Below are 14,138 nucleotides of genomic sequence, written 5' to 3' on the forward strand. Positions count from 1 at the left end.
GAAAAGCGCTTGCATAGGAATGCCTTTCCATATAAACATATCTTTATATGTTTTTAAGCGCAGCGTGGGTTGCGCGCCAACGGAAGAGCTGAAGATATGGCCGGTTTGCAATTGCAACTCGATCAGATGGTGGATGTGTTGAAGGCGGTGGCAGAGCCAAGCCGTCTGCGCATTCTGGCGCTTCTGGCGCGAGGTGACCTGACGGTTTCCGATCTGACGACTATTCTCGGCCAGTCGCAGCCGCGCGTGTCGCGCCATCTCAAGCTGTTGGGCGAAGCCGATCTCATCGACCGCTATCAGGAAGGGGCATGGGCCTATTTCCGGCTGGCGGATAATGCGATTTGCGGTGATCTGGCGCGTGGTTTGCTGGCGCGTCTCGACCGCTCCGATGCGCTGGTCGAGCGCGATCTGGAGCGGCTTTCACAGGTCAAGTCCAGCCGTCAGGAAAAGGCCGCGGCCTATTTCAGCGCCAATGCGGGTAGCTGGGGCGAAATCCGCAAGCTGCATGTTTCGGAAAATGCGGTCGAAACCGCACTCAAGAAAATCGTCGGCGAAAAGCCGTTTCAAGCCATGCTCGATGTCGGAACCGGCACCGGGCGCTTGCTGGAACTTTTCGCACCGCTTTATGCGCGCGGTCTTGGCATCGACATCAATCGCGACATGCTGGCCGTAGCCCGCGCCAATCTCGATCTTGCGGCCATCGGCAATGCGCAGGTGCGCCAGGGCGATGTTTATGCCCTGCCGGTCGAACGCGAGAGTTTCGATCTGGTGACGATCCATCAGGTGCTGCATTTTCTGGACGATCCGCTTTCGGCGATCCGCGAAGGCGCGCGGGCGCTGCGCCCGAATGGTCGTTTGCTGATCGTCGATTTTGCGCCGCATACGCTCGAATTCTTACGCGAAGACCATGCGCATTTGCGCCTCGGCTTCAGCGACGAGCAGATGCTGGGCTGGATGAAGGAAGCAGGCCTTGAGCCTGAAAAGACGCTGGAACTCAAGCATGATCCCGAAAAGTTGTCAGACTTTTCGGATAAGATCATGCGTAAAAACAATGAGACTGCCCCGAAGGGCGCAAGCGGCGATGAGGGACTGACCGTCAAGCTTTGGCTTGCACGCGATCCGCGCCTTCTCATTGCCGATCCGGCAACGAATGAATCAAGCATGACGGAGACAGTGTGATGGGTTTTTATGGTCTTTCCCGCCGACCGGATGTCGGCCAGACCACCCGGGTATCGTTCGAATTCTTTCCGCCCAAGTCGGAAGAGATGGAACAGCGCCTCTGGGAAACGGTCACACGGCTGGCGCCTTTGCAACCGGAATTCGTCTCGGTCACCTATGGTGCGGGCGGCTCGACGCGTGAGCGTACAATCCGCACCGTTGCGCGCATTCTGAAGGAAACCGATATCCAGCCTGCGGCGCATCTGACCTGTGTGGATGCAACGCGCGAGGAAGTCGACCGCGTGGTGCGCGAGTTCGCCGATCTGGGCGTCAACCGTTTCGTGGCGCTCCGCGGTGATCCGGCTGCTGGTATTGGCGAAAAATATGTGCCGACAACCGGCGGCTATCTGAATGGCGCCGATCTGGTCGGCGGCCTGCGTCAGATTTCGGATTTTGATATTTCGGTTTCGGCCTATCCGGAAAAGCATCCGGAAAGCCCCGATTTCGCAACCGATATCGACATGTTGAAGCGCAAGGTGGACAACGGCGCCACCCGCGCCATCACGCAGTTCTTCTTTGAAAACGATCTTTATGAGCGCTATGTCGAGCGCGTGCGCCGGGCGGGGATTTATATCCCGATCGTTCCGGGCGTTTTGCCGGTGCATAATTTCAAGCAGGTCAAGAATTTCTGCGCTCGTTCCGCGACGCATATTCCGGCTTGGCTTGCAGAACGCTTCGACGGACTGGAAAACGATCCGCAGACGCATCAGCTGGTCGCAGCCGCCATCGCAGCCGAGCAGGTCATGGACCTGATCGAGCGCGGCGTGCAGGATTTCCATTTCTATACGATGAACCGCGCCGATCTGCCTTACGCGATCTGCCATATGATCGGTATTCGCCCGAAGACCGAAGCGGCCTTGGAGCCTGCATAAGATCCTTGTATGACTAAGAAAAAAGCCCGCCGTTTCGGCGGGCTTTCTGTTTCTTGCGAGACCGGTCTATCCTCGAAACCTGTGTCGCCGTAATCGTCTGATGCGCCTGCTTTACGGTATGACGCCTGCTATCAACGCTGCAACAAATGCAAATGCTGCACAGATCATGAGGACATTCAAAGATCGTGTCAGTCCCATCGGTCTGTCTCCTTCATATGCGCCAGACAAGCGCCCGGCGCGCGCTGGTAGAGACTGGAATCTAAGCGCAAAAAGCCGAGAACAAAAGAAGATTTCGTGCTGCAACTTGGCGTGATTGTGAAAAAAACCTTCTGTTTACCACCTAAGTTATTGAAATTTCTGACCTGAAAAATCTGTTCACATTTCATGAAAAAGACACAGAACTGACAGGATTTACGGGGTAATCGCCACAATTTCCACAGGCTGTTTGCAGCGATACCCCGCTTTTCGTCAGCGGATCAGGGCGAGAAACGCCGACAGAGTCACCACGGAAATGACCGTCGAATAGAGAATGACATTGGAGGTGATGGCCGCCTCACGCCGATAATGTTCGGCGAGCATGAAAGGGCCGGTGCCCGTCGGCAAGGCAGCGAGAAGGGCTGCGCTTTCCGCCATCAGAGGCGGCAGTCCGAAGACATAGACCGCAAGCAGCCATGTGGCGAGCGGCTGGACAATCAGTTTGACTGAAACGAGGAAGGCAATGGCGTTGACGCTTTCGCGCTCAACCTTGCGCGACTGCGCGAGGAACAGGCCAAGCGCCACAAGCGCACAAGGCGATGCAGCGCCACCGAGCATTTTGAGAAAAGTTTCGGCAGGGGCGGGGATCGTCAGCCCGAGGAAAGAGAAGATCGCTCCAAGTGCTGGTGCAAACAGCAGCGGATTGCGAATGAGCGAGCGGACGACTTTCCAGACGAGATGAAACGGCTTTTTCTCGGTTTGCAGGCCGATTTCGATCAGCACAATCGCAAAGGCGAAAGTGACGCAAACGGTTATGATGATCGAGATGGTGGTTGCGGCCAAAACGCCAGAGCCGAAAGCGATCATCGACAGCGGAATGCCCATATAGCCCGTATTGGGATAGGCGGCATTGAGGCCGTCGAGCGCCGTATCGGCAAGCGGCAATTTTCCGCGCAACCGCACCAGAAAGGGCAGGACGAAGGCGATGGCGCTGCTCAGCAGGAAGACGGCGATGAAACCCGGCTGCCAGAGTTCGCTGCCATGCGTATTGGCCATGATGTCGAACAAAAGCGCAGGCAGCGCCAGATAGACCACGAAGCGGTTCAGCTCTGCAATGGCGTGTGGTCCCAGTATTTTTAGCTTGAATGCGCCCCATCCGGAGAAAATGAGCGCAAATACGGGCAGGACGACAAGCAGGGTAGTGAGCATGAAACAGGCATTCGTGGTGAGAGCAGAATAGGAAAAGGCGCGGGGATGATCCCGCGCCTTATGATTTGTTTAGAGCTTGTCCAGAAGCTCCTGGGTCGGCCAGGAATCGGCTGGCATGCCAAGCCGCATCTGTTCGGCGCGCACGGCATCGCGGGTCAGGAGACCGTAAACACCGTCAATCTTCGCGCCCATATCATAGCCGCGTGCCTGAAGCTTCGTTTGCAGCTCTTTCATCTGCTCCTGCGTCAGACCCGGAATTGGATTGCCGGGATCGAATGCAGGCGCACCGGCAAGGCGCGTCGCAAAATAGGCTGCGGTCGTCGCGTAGACGATGGATTTGTTCCATTCGACGAAGACGTCGAAATTCGAATAGGACAGGAAGGCAGGACCCTTGCGGCCAAGCGGCAGCAGCAGCGAGGCATCGCCGTCATCCGGTCCGAGTGGACCATTCAGGCCGGTCACACCCTGCTCAGCCCACCAGGAATGCGGCTTGCGATTGGTGCGGATGGCTTCTTCCCAAGGCAGATCCTTGGTGATGCGCACTTCTTCCAGCCACGGCTGGCCACGTTTCCAGCCCAGTTCGGAAATCATGCGACCGGCGGTCATCATGGCGTCAGGAACGCTGTTCTTCAGATCGACCTTGCCGTCACTGTCGCCATCGACGCCGCGCTCCAGATAATCCTTGGGCAGAAGCTGCATCATGCCGATTTCGCCGGCCCATGCGCCGGTCGTGCTGGCATCAACAACGCCCGTATCGAACAGCTTGAGCAGCGCGATCAGCTGCGGACGGAAGAGATCCGGACGGCGGCAGTCATAGGAAAGGGTGACGAGCGCGTTCAGCGTGTCGAAATCACCCTGAATTGCGCCGTAATCGGTTTCAAGGCCCCAGAAAGAGGCAAGAACCGGACCCGGCACACCGTAGGTTTCTTCAACTTTCTTGAAGACATCGGCATGTTTGATCAGGTTTTCCTGGCCTTTTTTCAGGCGCGCTTCAGAGATGAGGCGCTTGGAAAATTCGGTGAAGGTCAGGTTGAAGACAGTCTGCTTGCGATCCCGGTCGAGCACCTTCTGCTCAAGCGATGCCTTGTGCAGCTCGCTGATGCCCTTTTCACCGACACCGGCTTCACGCGCTTCCTTGGCCAGATTTTCGATCCACTGGCCAAGATCGGTCTCGCATTCCGGCTTGGGTGCGTTGACGGCAGCTTCGGTCGGAGCCGCAGGCGCCGGAGAGGTATTGGCAGTCTGCGCATTCGACACAGCGGTCGAAGCGAGCAGGGCGGCTGTCATGATGGAAGCAACAAACTTCATCGGTAACTCACACTCGTTTTGCAGGGAGCAACAGGTCCCTTCCAAGGATTGCTAAAGCTATTGCCCCAACAAGCCATGGAAATGAAGCAAAACTTGATGTGTAAGGTCAAACAGGCCCGTCTTAACGGGCCTTGTTGCTTTCCAGCCACTTTTTCCACGTGGCGGCGTCGCCCGCGAAGACATTGATATCTGCGTCGCCCTTGATGCCCGGAATGACGCCCGTGCCGGTATATTGCCAGAAGGTCCAGGGATGAGGGCCGTATTTCTCATCCGGATGACCGGCGACCGAGCGCAACCAGAACGAATAGTCCGGTATCTGGCGCAGATCATTGTCGTCGAAGAAATCGACGGTCGTGTAGATGATCGGGCGCTTGCCATAATGCTTTTCAAGCGCTGCAAGGAAGATGCGCATTTCCTTGCGCACAACTGCCGCATTGGGCCGCAATTTGCAGGTTGGCGATTGCGGGTTCCATTCCATATCGAGAACCGGCGGCAGCGCGGAAGGATCGCGCGGCACATTCTGGATATACCAGCGGGCCTGTTCGATGGCCGGACGGCAGAAATAATAGAAATGATACGCGCTGCGGGGAATGCCTGCCTCGCGTGTGCCATTCCAATGCTCGGTAAAGCGGTCGTCCACACGGTCGCCGCCCTCGGTTGCCTTGATGAAGGCAAAGGAGATGCCGCTGGCGCGCACGGCGCTCCAGTCGGTGTTGACCTGATATTTTGAAACGTCGGTGCCGTGGATCGGATAGTGCCACGGCGTCTTGCCCGTCCAGTCATGCGGATCGCGGTCGCCAAAGCGTGGCGCCTTCACCGATCCCGATGGGGGTGGGATGCGGGCAACCGTGCCGTGCTTTTTCACATCGGAAAAATCGTAATCCACTGTCGTACAGGCTGAAAGCAGAAAAACGCCCATGCAGGAGGCAAAGCAGGAGCCAAGAAAGTTGCGGCTGGCCAGACGGCTCATGAGACGTTTCATGCAGGGGTTCCGGTGTCGCGAATCAGTCCCTACAACGGTTACGCGATCCGCGACCGGTCGTCATCAGTCCAGTGCTGTTCTTGCTCCTAATTTTAAGCTGAAGCGCGAATAACCGCGATCCATGCAAAGCCGCGATAGAGCACGCGGCGTTCCACCGACAGGCCGCGCTCGGCTGCAAGCCGCTCACATACGGCGAACATGTCCTGACGCGGCGTCACATGGAACCAGTCGAGCCATGTGTAGAGGCTACGTTTGAACCATCCGGGAAGGCGGCCTTGATCGCCGAAATCGACGACATGTAATTCGCCCTCCGGTCCCAGATGCCGGATGCTTTCGCGAATGACCGATTGCCATTGCGGGATCATCGATATGGCATAGGAAATGAAGATGCGGTCGAAGCCGGTTTGACGGAAAAGCTGCTCGGGATCGAACTGCGCTGCATCTGCAAGTTCCAGCTGGGTGCGGCTTTCGATTCCAGCACGTCTGGCGGCGCTGCGGGCCGTATCCAGCATTTCTGCTGAAATATCGATGCCGTAAAGTTTCGCATCGGGATAGTGCTGCGCCGTTTTGACGAGGTTGCGACCGGTGCCGCAACCGATTTCCAGAACGCTGCCGCCATCCGGCACATGGAGTGTCGCGATCATCTGATCGCGACCCAGAAGGTAATATTTGCGTGTCGCATCATAGAAGTGGCGCTGATGGCGGTAAACCTTGTCCATCAAACGCGCATGGTTTGCACCCTGACCATTGCCCTGTGCGCTCGCACGGCTTCCTTCCGGGCTTTGCAGCATGTCAGGCGTCCTTCAGGACATAGAGGTGAAAGCCGCCATAGATCGACGAGCGGTCGCGGTCGTGCAAAGCGCGGGATTCTTCGGCGCGATATTCCCAGCGGTCGAGGATTTCCGGCTCAACGCGACCCGGCAACAGGCTCGGTTCGGCGGCGGTGCGGAAAATCACGCGGGCGCCCGGTGCGGCAGTGCGTGTGATCTCGGTCCAGACGGCATTGAGCTGGCTGTCGTTCATCCAGTCCTGCGCGTCGAGAAGGATATAGCGATCCACCGATGCAGCAGGCTTGGCGGCAAGAAAATCGGTGTAATTGGCGTTCTGGACGGTCATGCGGTCGGCGCGGGCGCGTACCGTTTCGAAATTGGCGCGTGACAGATAAGGCGGCAGCGGGCCGGTTTCCTCATCGCCGCTATAGCCGCGTCCGAAAGCCTGCCAGGCGAAGTAGTTTTCCGTCAGCGGAAAGCCGCAGGCGAGTTTTTCGAGGCGGCTGCGCAGCACTTCGGCCATATTGCCGTTCCCGGCGGTGGCAAGCGCGTCATATTGCTGGGGCGGGATGCCAAGGCCGAACAGTGAGGATTTACGCGCTGTCGCCCAGCGCACCATGCGCTTTTCGAACAATGGCGCCAGCGCCGTATCGAAGAAGCTGCGTTGTTCTTCCATGGTGCGCGACTTGAGGATATCACGCGGGTCGATGCCGTAGAGGCGCGCCACGCGATGCCCCATGCCGATGAACACACCCAGCAGGCCGTGACGGTAGAGGTCGCGCCAGCAGATTGAAATACGCTGGCGACCGTTCCACTTGCGCTTTTCCCAATAAGCGCGGCTTTCGGCATCGAGATGCGGACGCACGAAGCGCTTGTAGGCGGCAAGATTGGTCTTGTCGTCTGCCTTGCCATAGAAGCGGTAGAAGGCGCTGTAATCGGGCAGGTTCTTGAGCGCCGCGAGTTTCAGCCGATTGAAGGCGACATGGGCTTCGTTGAGGTCCACGGCTTCGACGCGGGCCGGATCGGCGGTGAGATAGGACAAGGCGTTACAGCCGCCGGATGCGATGGTGACGATGCGATGACCGGGCTGAATGGCGAGCGCTGTCATGTCCACATCGGGGTCTTCCCAGATTTGCGGATAGACCAACCCCTTGAAGAGCCAGGCGAACAATCTTTCCGAAAAGCCAGCGCGGGACAGCGCATGGTTCTGGGTTACTGCACGCTTCAGAATGGTACCGTCAGCTGATTGTTCGGCCATAAAATTCCCCTTTGGGACGAATCCCGCGCTTGGTTTCAAAAAGTTAAACATCGCGTGATGACAGGGGATTGACGGATTAATGACCGCTTTCTGACAGCGAAATGCACGAGTAAGTGCCTGCAATCTTGGCGTTTTATTACGGGCGGTAAGACTATTTGAGAGAACCTTTCCTCGTCGCTGCCGTTTTCTTCTGTGACGGTGGGTATCGACAGGACTTCTGTGCCTGATCCAACCGCAAAAGTGATCGACCGGTAAGGAGCCGGCCGGACACTAAGAAAGCCACGAAGAAAGCTACGAAGAGAGCAGAGGGGTGTTCTGCGCATATTGCGCCATGCTCAACAGGGATAAGCTCGTAACGAGCAGACCCACGCTAGGAAGGAGAGACAATATGAAGAAGTTTCTGATTACGTCTGTTGCCGCCGTGTCGCTTCTGGGCCTTGCCGCCTGCAATGAGAAGAAGGATGACGGCGCCAGCAACGCTCCCGCACCGGCACCGGCTGCGCCTGCCGCACCTTCGAACAATGATACGACGACCACGCCTGCAACGCCGGCTCCGGCTACTCCGGGCACGGGTACGGGCGGTACAGGTAGCGCACCTGCTAATTAAGCGGGCTTGTTATTTAGCACCAAGCAAGTGCGGGCAAGTTGCAGCCGGTGAGCTGTCATAGTCCCGTATGGTAAATGTCATACAGATGGCGATCCGGGAAACTGGATCGCCATTTGTCCCAGAAGGAATTGCATTGAATGAATGATCCCGCGGCATTTTACGGGAAAGACGGCGCGCAAGCGATTTCCGTGTTTAAACGCAGGCTGTCTTCGGTTATGGCTTTGATCATGAACCGTAACACCTTGTTTTTCGTTGCCGCCATTGTTCTGGTTGCGCTTGCTGCTTGCGGCAAGGGCAATGACGAGAAGGCCGCTGCTCCGGCGCAGGACGGAAGTGCTGTTTCGCAGCCTGCTGCACCGGCGGAAGGCGCTTCGGACAAAAAGGGTCCGGATCTCGTCAAGGCCTTGCGTGACAATGCCGGTGTGAATACGCCCGAGGAACAGGCCGCTGCCATTGAACGGGCGCGCACCAATGCCGTATCTGCTGCAAAGGCGGTCGGGCAGAATGAAGAGCAGGCTCAGGCCGCGGGAGAAGCGGCTGCCGCAACGGCGCAGCGCTCTTTCACTGAGCGCCAGAACGCGGTGCAATCAAACTGAACTGGATCGGCGCTTCGGTTTGATGATTGGAGCGTAATCAGCGCAATAATCTTTCGGTCCGGCGCATTTCTCATCACAGACCAGTGATAAGAGCATATAAATAATTGTTTTTTCGGCTGCACTTCATGCGGGCGGTTTTCAGCAGCGACGGAATTTTGTAGAACAGAACCATGTCGATTTGGGTTCGCATCGGTGAGTTTGTGGCGTCTGTGACGTCGAACGCTATTACAGGCGTTATCGAGGCTGTGCGCACTGTTTTTGAAGGCGATGCCGATACGCGCAGGCGGGTTGCGTTCTCCATTGCCATGATCGCCCTGTCCGCCAAAATGGCGAAAGCCGACGGTGTCGTGACGCAGGACGAGATACGCGCCTTTCAGGATATATTTGCGGTGCCGCAGGAAGAAACTGCCCATGTGGCGCGGCTTTATGATCTGGCCAAGCAGGATGTGGCAGGGTTTGAAAGCTATGCTCGCCAACTGGCCGGTCTCTGTCAGGAAGGGCAGAGTGAGTGCCATCTTCTGGAAGATATTCTCGACGGGCTGTTTCATATCGCCAAGGCCGATGGCTATGTCCATGAGAAGGAAATGGCGTTTTTGACCGAGGTTGCAGGCATATTCGGTTTTGACGAGGTTGCCTTCGACCGCATTGCGATACGGCATGTGCAGCGCGGCGAGGGTGATCCTTACGCCATTCTCGGCCTTGAGCGCGGCGTGTCGTTTGACGATGCGCGCAGCCGCTATCGAACGCTGGTCAAGCAGCACCACCCCGACCGGCTGGTCGCGGAAGGTCTGCCGCTGGAATTCATCACTATTGCCAATGCGCGTCTTGCTGCCATAAACGCTGCCTGGGCAAGCATAGAAAAGCATTTGGAGGCTGCGTAATGCAGGAAACGAGCGGCGCAACCGAATTTCGGGACGAGGATCAGGATCTGGCCGAACTGGCGCTGGAACAGGCCGACTTTGCGGGTGCTGCGCTCGATCCTTCGCCCAATTTCGGTCCGCGGCGTGATGGCAAAACGCCTGTCTATCTGATCCTGCATTATACGGGGCTGGCGACCGCGCAGGAGGCGGTCGACATTCTGAAGTCACCAGAAATGCAGGTCTCGGCTCATTATCTCGTTCACGAGGACGGGCAGGTGGCGCAGATGGTGTCGGAAAAAGCCCGTGCCTGGCATGCAGGCAAGAGCTTCTGGAAGGGCGAGACCGACATCAATTCGGCTTCCATCGGCATTGAAATCGTCAATCCGGGCAATCTGGAAGACTATCCGCCGTTCAAGGATGCGCAGATCGAGGCGGTGATCCGTCTTTGCCGCGATATATGCGAGCGCTATGCCATCCTTCCGGAAAACGTGCTGGCGCATTCGGATATCGCACCGGCGCGCAAGACTGATCCGGGCCACAACTTTCCGTGGAAACGTCTGCACGAGGCGGGCATCGGCCACTTCATCGAACCGACGCCGATCCGCGGCGGACGCTTTCTTGCGCGGGGCGAGCAGGGGCAACCGGTGGAGGCCTTGCAGTCCATGCTGGCGCTCTATGGCTACGGAATTGAGATTACCGGTATCTTCGATGAAGCCACGGAAATCGTGGTTAAGGCATTTCAGCGTCACTTTCGGACACAAAATGTAGACGGTGTGGCCGATGTTTCTACCATAGATACCCTCTACAGACTGATTTTTTCCCGACAAAATGTTACCGCCTGAGCACGCGGCGTTAACGGAACGATTTTCGCAATTTAATTAGAAATTCGTTCAAATTTTCAAAAATTTAGCCGAATCACTTTTTCGACCTCGCTTGCCCGGCGGGCTGTTCAATCACGCCCGTTTGAATCAGTTTCGTTACAACCTGTAAGACGATTTTACTTTTGCAACCAATCTTCGGCTGCATTTCCCCGTCAGATCATCGATTAATCCCGGCGGAAATGGGCCTTGAGAGCCTATACCGAACGGGACCTGGATAAACGGGATCGTCTCCCCCCAAGACGGGCGCTCCCTCATAAGAAACGTTCCAAGACGGTAGGTTATGAAAGTAAAATTTGTTATTGTTAGCGCCCTTGTTGGCGCGATGAGTTCGTTTGGCCTGAATCCGGCGCTTAGCGCCCCTGCAAGTGAACCAACCAACCTCGCAGCTCTTCTCAAGGCGCGTCAGCAGAACAAAGTTGCTGAAGCCGATAAGGCAAAGACTTCGGTTAAAAAGGTGTCGGTCATCACCAACCGTGCTGCGCCTGTGGGCAAGGGTGCCAAGTCCGGCGGCTCCAGCCGTTCGACCAAAGGCGGCGGCTATTCGCAGATCATCAATCGCTACGCTTCCACCTATGGCGTGTCGTCCTCGCTCGCTCATGCGGTCGTGCGCCACGAAAGCAATTTCCAGCCGGATGTGCGCGGTGCAGCAGGTGAAATCGGCCTGATGCAGATCAAGCTCTCGACGGCACGTGCCATGGGTTATTCCGGCTCGGCCAAGGGACTTTATGAACCTGCCACGAACATCCAGTACGGCATGAAGTATCTTGCCATGGCACAGAAGCTCGGTGGCGGCAGCACCTGCGGCACGATCCTGAAATACAATGCCGGTCATGGCGCAACGCGCATGAACCCGATCTCTGCAAAATATTGCAGCTCGGTGAAGGCATATATGGCCGGGCTTTAAGCTTCGCTTTTGGAGCTTGCTCCAGAATTTACGTCGGCGGCTGCGTAGAGTTTCAAGCCGTTTGATGTGAACGAAAAGCCGGTAGCGGTTTTGCTACCGGCTTTTCTGTTGCTTTTTCGCACAGAAGCGAATTTATACGCGATGTCAGTCGGTCGGGCAGCCGCACTTGTCATATGCCGAAAGGCGGCAGGTGAGGAAAGTCCGGGCTCCATGGAAAGACGGTGCCGGGTAACGCCCGGCGGGGGCGACCCCAGGGATAGTGCCACAGAAAGTAAACCGCCTCGTCTTCCGTATCGTTGTTCAGACGCTTTGAGCGAAACGCAACGACAGGGATGACGAGGTAAGGGTGAAAGGGTGGGGTAAGAGCCCACCGCGTCTGCAGCAATGGAGACGGCACGGTAAACCCCACCGGGAGCAAGACCGAATAGGGACGGCGCGCCGGTTCGCAAGAACCGGCAATCGGTTTCCGGATCAGTCGTCCGGGTGGGTTGCAAGAGGCGGGTGGCGACATCCGTCCCAGATGAATGGCTGCCACGTCGGGCGAAAGCCCGGCCATACAGAACCCGGCTTACAGACCGGCTGACACTAATTCGAGATGAGAAAAAGCCCGGCGTTGAGCCGGGCTTTTTCTTTGTGCGGCGCGGTTGCTTGGGAGGCGCTGCTTTGATTGGATCAGATCGGAACGCCGCTGAAGAAATCATAGATGAGCTTCAGGTTCAGCACGACAATGATGACGGCGGTAATGGCTGCCAGAAACGTGACCCAGCGCGGGGCGACCAGCGATCCCATCTTCTTCTTTTCAGCGGTGAACATGACCAGCGGTATCACCGCGAAGGGCAATTGCAGGCTCAGCACTACCTGGGACAGGATCAGGAGTTCCGTCGTACCCTGCGAGCCGTACATGATCGTGACAACAGCAGCCGGAACAATGGCCACAAAGCGCGTTATGGCGCGGCGCAACCATGGTTTTAGCCGGATACGGATAAAGCCTTCCATGACGATCTGCCCCGCCATGGTGGCGGTGATGGTCGAATTCAGGCCGCAGCACAGAAGCGCGATGGCGAAAAGCGTTGGCGCAAGCGATGAACCGAGCAGCGGGTTGAGCAGGGCATGGGCCTTGTCGAGATCTTCCACGCCGGTATTGCCGGTCGCATTGAAGCTTGCCGCGGCGAGGATGAGGATCGACGCATTGACCAGCAGTGCGAAAGTCAGCGCGATGGTGGAATCGAGCGTCGAGTAGCGAATGGCCTCGCGTTTTTCAGCGGTGGTGTGCCCATAGTCGCGCGTTTGCACGATGCCGGAATGCAGATAGAGATTATGCGGCATGACCGTCGCGCCGATAATGCCGAGCGCTATATAAAGCATGTCCGGGTTGCGGATGATCTCGACCGTTGGCGCAAATCCGAGAATGACCTCATTCCATTTTGGCTGCGCCATCAGGATCTGAACCAGGAAGCAGAGCGCGATGACGGCCAGAAGCGTCATGATGAGCGCTTCGACGCGGCGGAAGCCCTTGTTTTGCAGATAGAGCACCAGAAGCACGTCGGCTGCGGTGATAATGACACCGATTTCGAGCGGAATGCCGAAGAGAAGATTGAGGCCAATGGCCGTGCCGATGACTTCGGCAAGATCGGTGGCGCAGATTGCAAGTTCCGCCAGAAGCCATAGCGGCCAGGCGAGTAAGCGCGGATAGGCGTCGCGGCAGGCCTGCGCCAGATCGCGTCCGGTGGCGATTGCAAGCCGCGTGCACAGCGCCTGCAACAGAACGGCCATCAGATTGGACAGAAGCACGACCGACAGAAGCGCATAGCCGAAACGCGAACCGCCAGCGAGCGAGGTCGCCCAGTTGCCGGGGTCCATATAGCCGACGGCGACGAGATAGCCGGGGCCGACAAAGGCCATGGCCCTGCGAAAGCGCGAACCGGAGCGGTTGACCGCTACGGAGCGATGAACATCGGACATAGAGGCTTCGCCTCGATCCCGCCGCCAGCCTTCAAAGGTGACGTCGTGACCTTCGGACGGGCCCGCACCATGGGGTGTCATTATAAAGACCTTTATTGCCAATATGCACTTGCAAACTATTTGCATTTAATACTGGCAGACGGGTGATGCGTCAATAGGCGTGTGGGCCGGAGTGGCAGGGCGGTAGGGGAATAGGGGAATAGGGGAATAGGGGAATAGGGGAATAGGGGAATAGGGGAATAGGGTGGGAACTCGGAGCCTCTAAAAAAAATCTCTTGCGCCGAACGAGCGCCCGCGATCCTCTTCCCTTACTCCCTTACTCCCTTACTCCCTTACTCCCTTACTCCCTTACTCCCTTACTCCCTTACTCCCTTACTCCCTTACTCCCCTCAATATTCCTGTGCGCTCACGTAAAGGATAACGGTAACCGCTGTTTCGGCCCCACATTTTCTCGCGCTGTTTGATCTGCGAAGGGCTTTTCATGGATGGATGAAGGAGTTTCCCCATGGGGCCTAC

At 57.1% G+C, this 14,138-nt stretch carries 12 protein-coding genes, 1 other RNA gene and 1 pseudogene; 8 read left to right on the top strand and 6 right to left on the bottom strand.

Annotated elements, in window-relative coordinates; translation table 11 throughout:
- Window positions 1-96: 96 nt before the first annotated feature.
- Both FGI60_RS24705 and metF read left to right on the top strand, forming a co-directional pair.
- Window positions 97-1,179: an ArsR/SmtB family transcription factor gene (locus FGI60_RS24705; protein ID WP_113534688.1), complete on the top strand. Its 1,083-nt coding sequence runs from the start codon at window positions 97-99 to the stop codon at window positions 1,177-1,179.
- Window positions 1,179-2,090 carry a methylenetetrahydrofolate reductase [NAD(P)H] gene (metF, locus tag FGI60_RS24710; RefSeq protein ID WP_138787401.1) on the top strand — a complete coding sequence of 304 codons (912 nt, stop codon included), beginning with the start codon at window positions 1,179-1,181 and terminating at the stop codon, window positions 2,088-2,090. Before FGI60_RS24705 ends, metF begins: the two co-directional genes overlap by 1 nt.
- Before the next feature lie 468 nt (window positions 2,091-2,558).
- On the opposite strand, the gene FGI60_RS24715 is transcribed toward metF, so the two are convergent.
- The 5 genes from FGI60_RS24715 to FGI60_RS24735 all read right to left on the bottom strand — a co-directional run bounded on the left by FGI60_RS24715 (window position 2,559) and on the right by FGI60_RS24735 (window position 7,812).
- Complete coding sequence (locus FGI60_RS24715; RefSeq protein ID WP_078338674.1) at window positions 2,559-3,494, bottom strand: AEC family transporter; 936 nt, start codon at window positions 3,492-3,494, stop codon at window positions 2,559-2,561.
- Between the two features lie 69 nt (window positions 3,495-3,563).
- Window positions 3,564-4,802, bottom strand: coding sequence for a lytic murein transglycosylase (locus FGI60_RS24720; protein ID WP_138787402.1), 1,239 nt, complete (start codon window positions 4,800-4,802; stop codon window positions 3,564-3,566).
- Window positions 4,803-4,923: 121 nt separating this feature from the next.
- Entirely contained in the window at window positions 4,924-5,772 is an 849-nt protein-coding gene (locus FGI60_RS24725) for a glycoside hydrolase family 25 protein (RefSeq protein WP_138787409.1), read from the bottom strand.
- Between the two features lie 104 nt (window positions 5,773-5,876).
- A complete protein-coding gene (locus FGI60_RS24730) occupies window positions 5,877-6,575 on the bottom strand; it encodes a class I SAM-dependent methyltransferase (protein ID WP_138787403.1) in 699 nt (232 codons plus the stop codon).
- A 1-nt stretch (window position 6,576) separates the two neighbouring features.
- A complete protein-coding gene (locus FGI60_RS24735; RefSeq protein ID WP_138787404.1) occupies window positions 6,577-7,812 on the bottom strand; it encodes a DUF3419 family protein in 1,236 nt (411 codons plus the stop codon).
- A gap of 388 nt (window positions 7,813-8,200) precedes the next feature.
- Here FGI60_RS24735 and FGI60_RS24740 point away from each other — a divergent pair, with 388 nt between their 5' ends.
- From FGI60_RS24740 to rnpB, 6 genes and pseudogenes are all read left to right on the top strand, one after another.
- Window positions 8,201-8,419: a hypothetical protein gene (locus FGI60_RS24740; protein WP_113534689.1), complete on the top strand. Its 219-nt coding sequence runs from the start codon at window positions 8,201-8,203 to the stop codon at window positions 8,417-8,419.
- Window positions 8,420-8,560: 141 nt separating this feature from the next.
- Window positions 8,561-9,015 (top strand): annotated as a pseudogene (locus FGI60_RS24745) (antifreeze protein).
- 170 nt (window positions 9,016-9,185) lie between these two features.
- A complete protein-coding gene (locus FGI60_RS24750) occupies window positions 9,186-9,896 on the top strand; it encodes a J domain-containing protein (protein WP_078338669.1) in 711 nt (236 codons plus the stop codon).
- On the top strand, window positions 9,896-10,717 hold the full coding sequence (locus FGI60_RS24755; RefSeq protein ID WP_138787406.1) for an N-acetylmuramoyl-L-alanine amidase: 822 nt from the start codon (window positions 9,896-9,898) through the stop codon (window positions 10,715-10,717). Before FGI60_RS24750 ends, FGI60_RS24755 begins: the two co-directional genes overlap by 1 nt.
- A 319-nt stretch (window positions 10,718-11,036) precedes the next feature.
- Window positions 11,037-11,660, top strand: a complete 624-nt coding sequence (locus FGI60_RS24760) for a lytic transglycosylase domain-containing protein (protein WP_138787407.1) — start codon at window positions 11,037-11,039, stop codon at window positions 11,658-11,660.
- A 144-nt stretch (window positions 11,661-11,804) separates the two neighbouring features.
- Window positions 11,805-12,247, top strand: an RNA gene (gene rnpB / locus FGI60_RS24765) — RNase P RNA component class A.
- Window positions 12,248-12,332: 85 nt separating this feature from the next.
- Here rnpB and FGI60_RS24770 read toward each other — a convergent pair.
- Window positions 12,333-13,703, bottom strand: a complete 1,371-nt coding sequence (locus tag FGI60_RS24770) for an Nramp family divalent metal transporter (protein ID WP_078338666.1) — start codon at window positions 13,701-13,703, stop codon at window positions 12,333-12,335.
- Window positions 13,704-14,138: the final 435 nt, after the last annotated feature.

The sequence above is a fragment of the Brucella haematophila genome, from assembly GCF_005938105.1.
Taxonomy (GTDB): Bacteria; Pseudomonadota; Alphaproteobacteria; order Rhizobiales; family Rhizobiaceae; genus Brucella; species Brucella haematophila.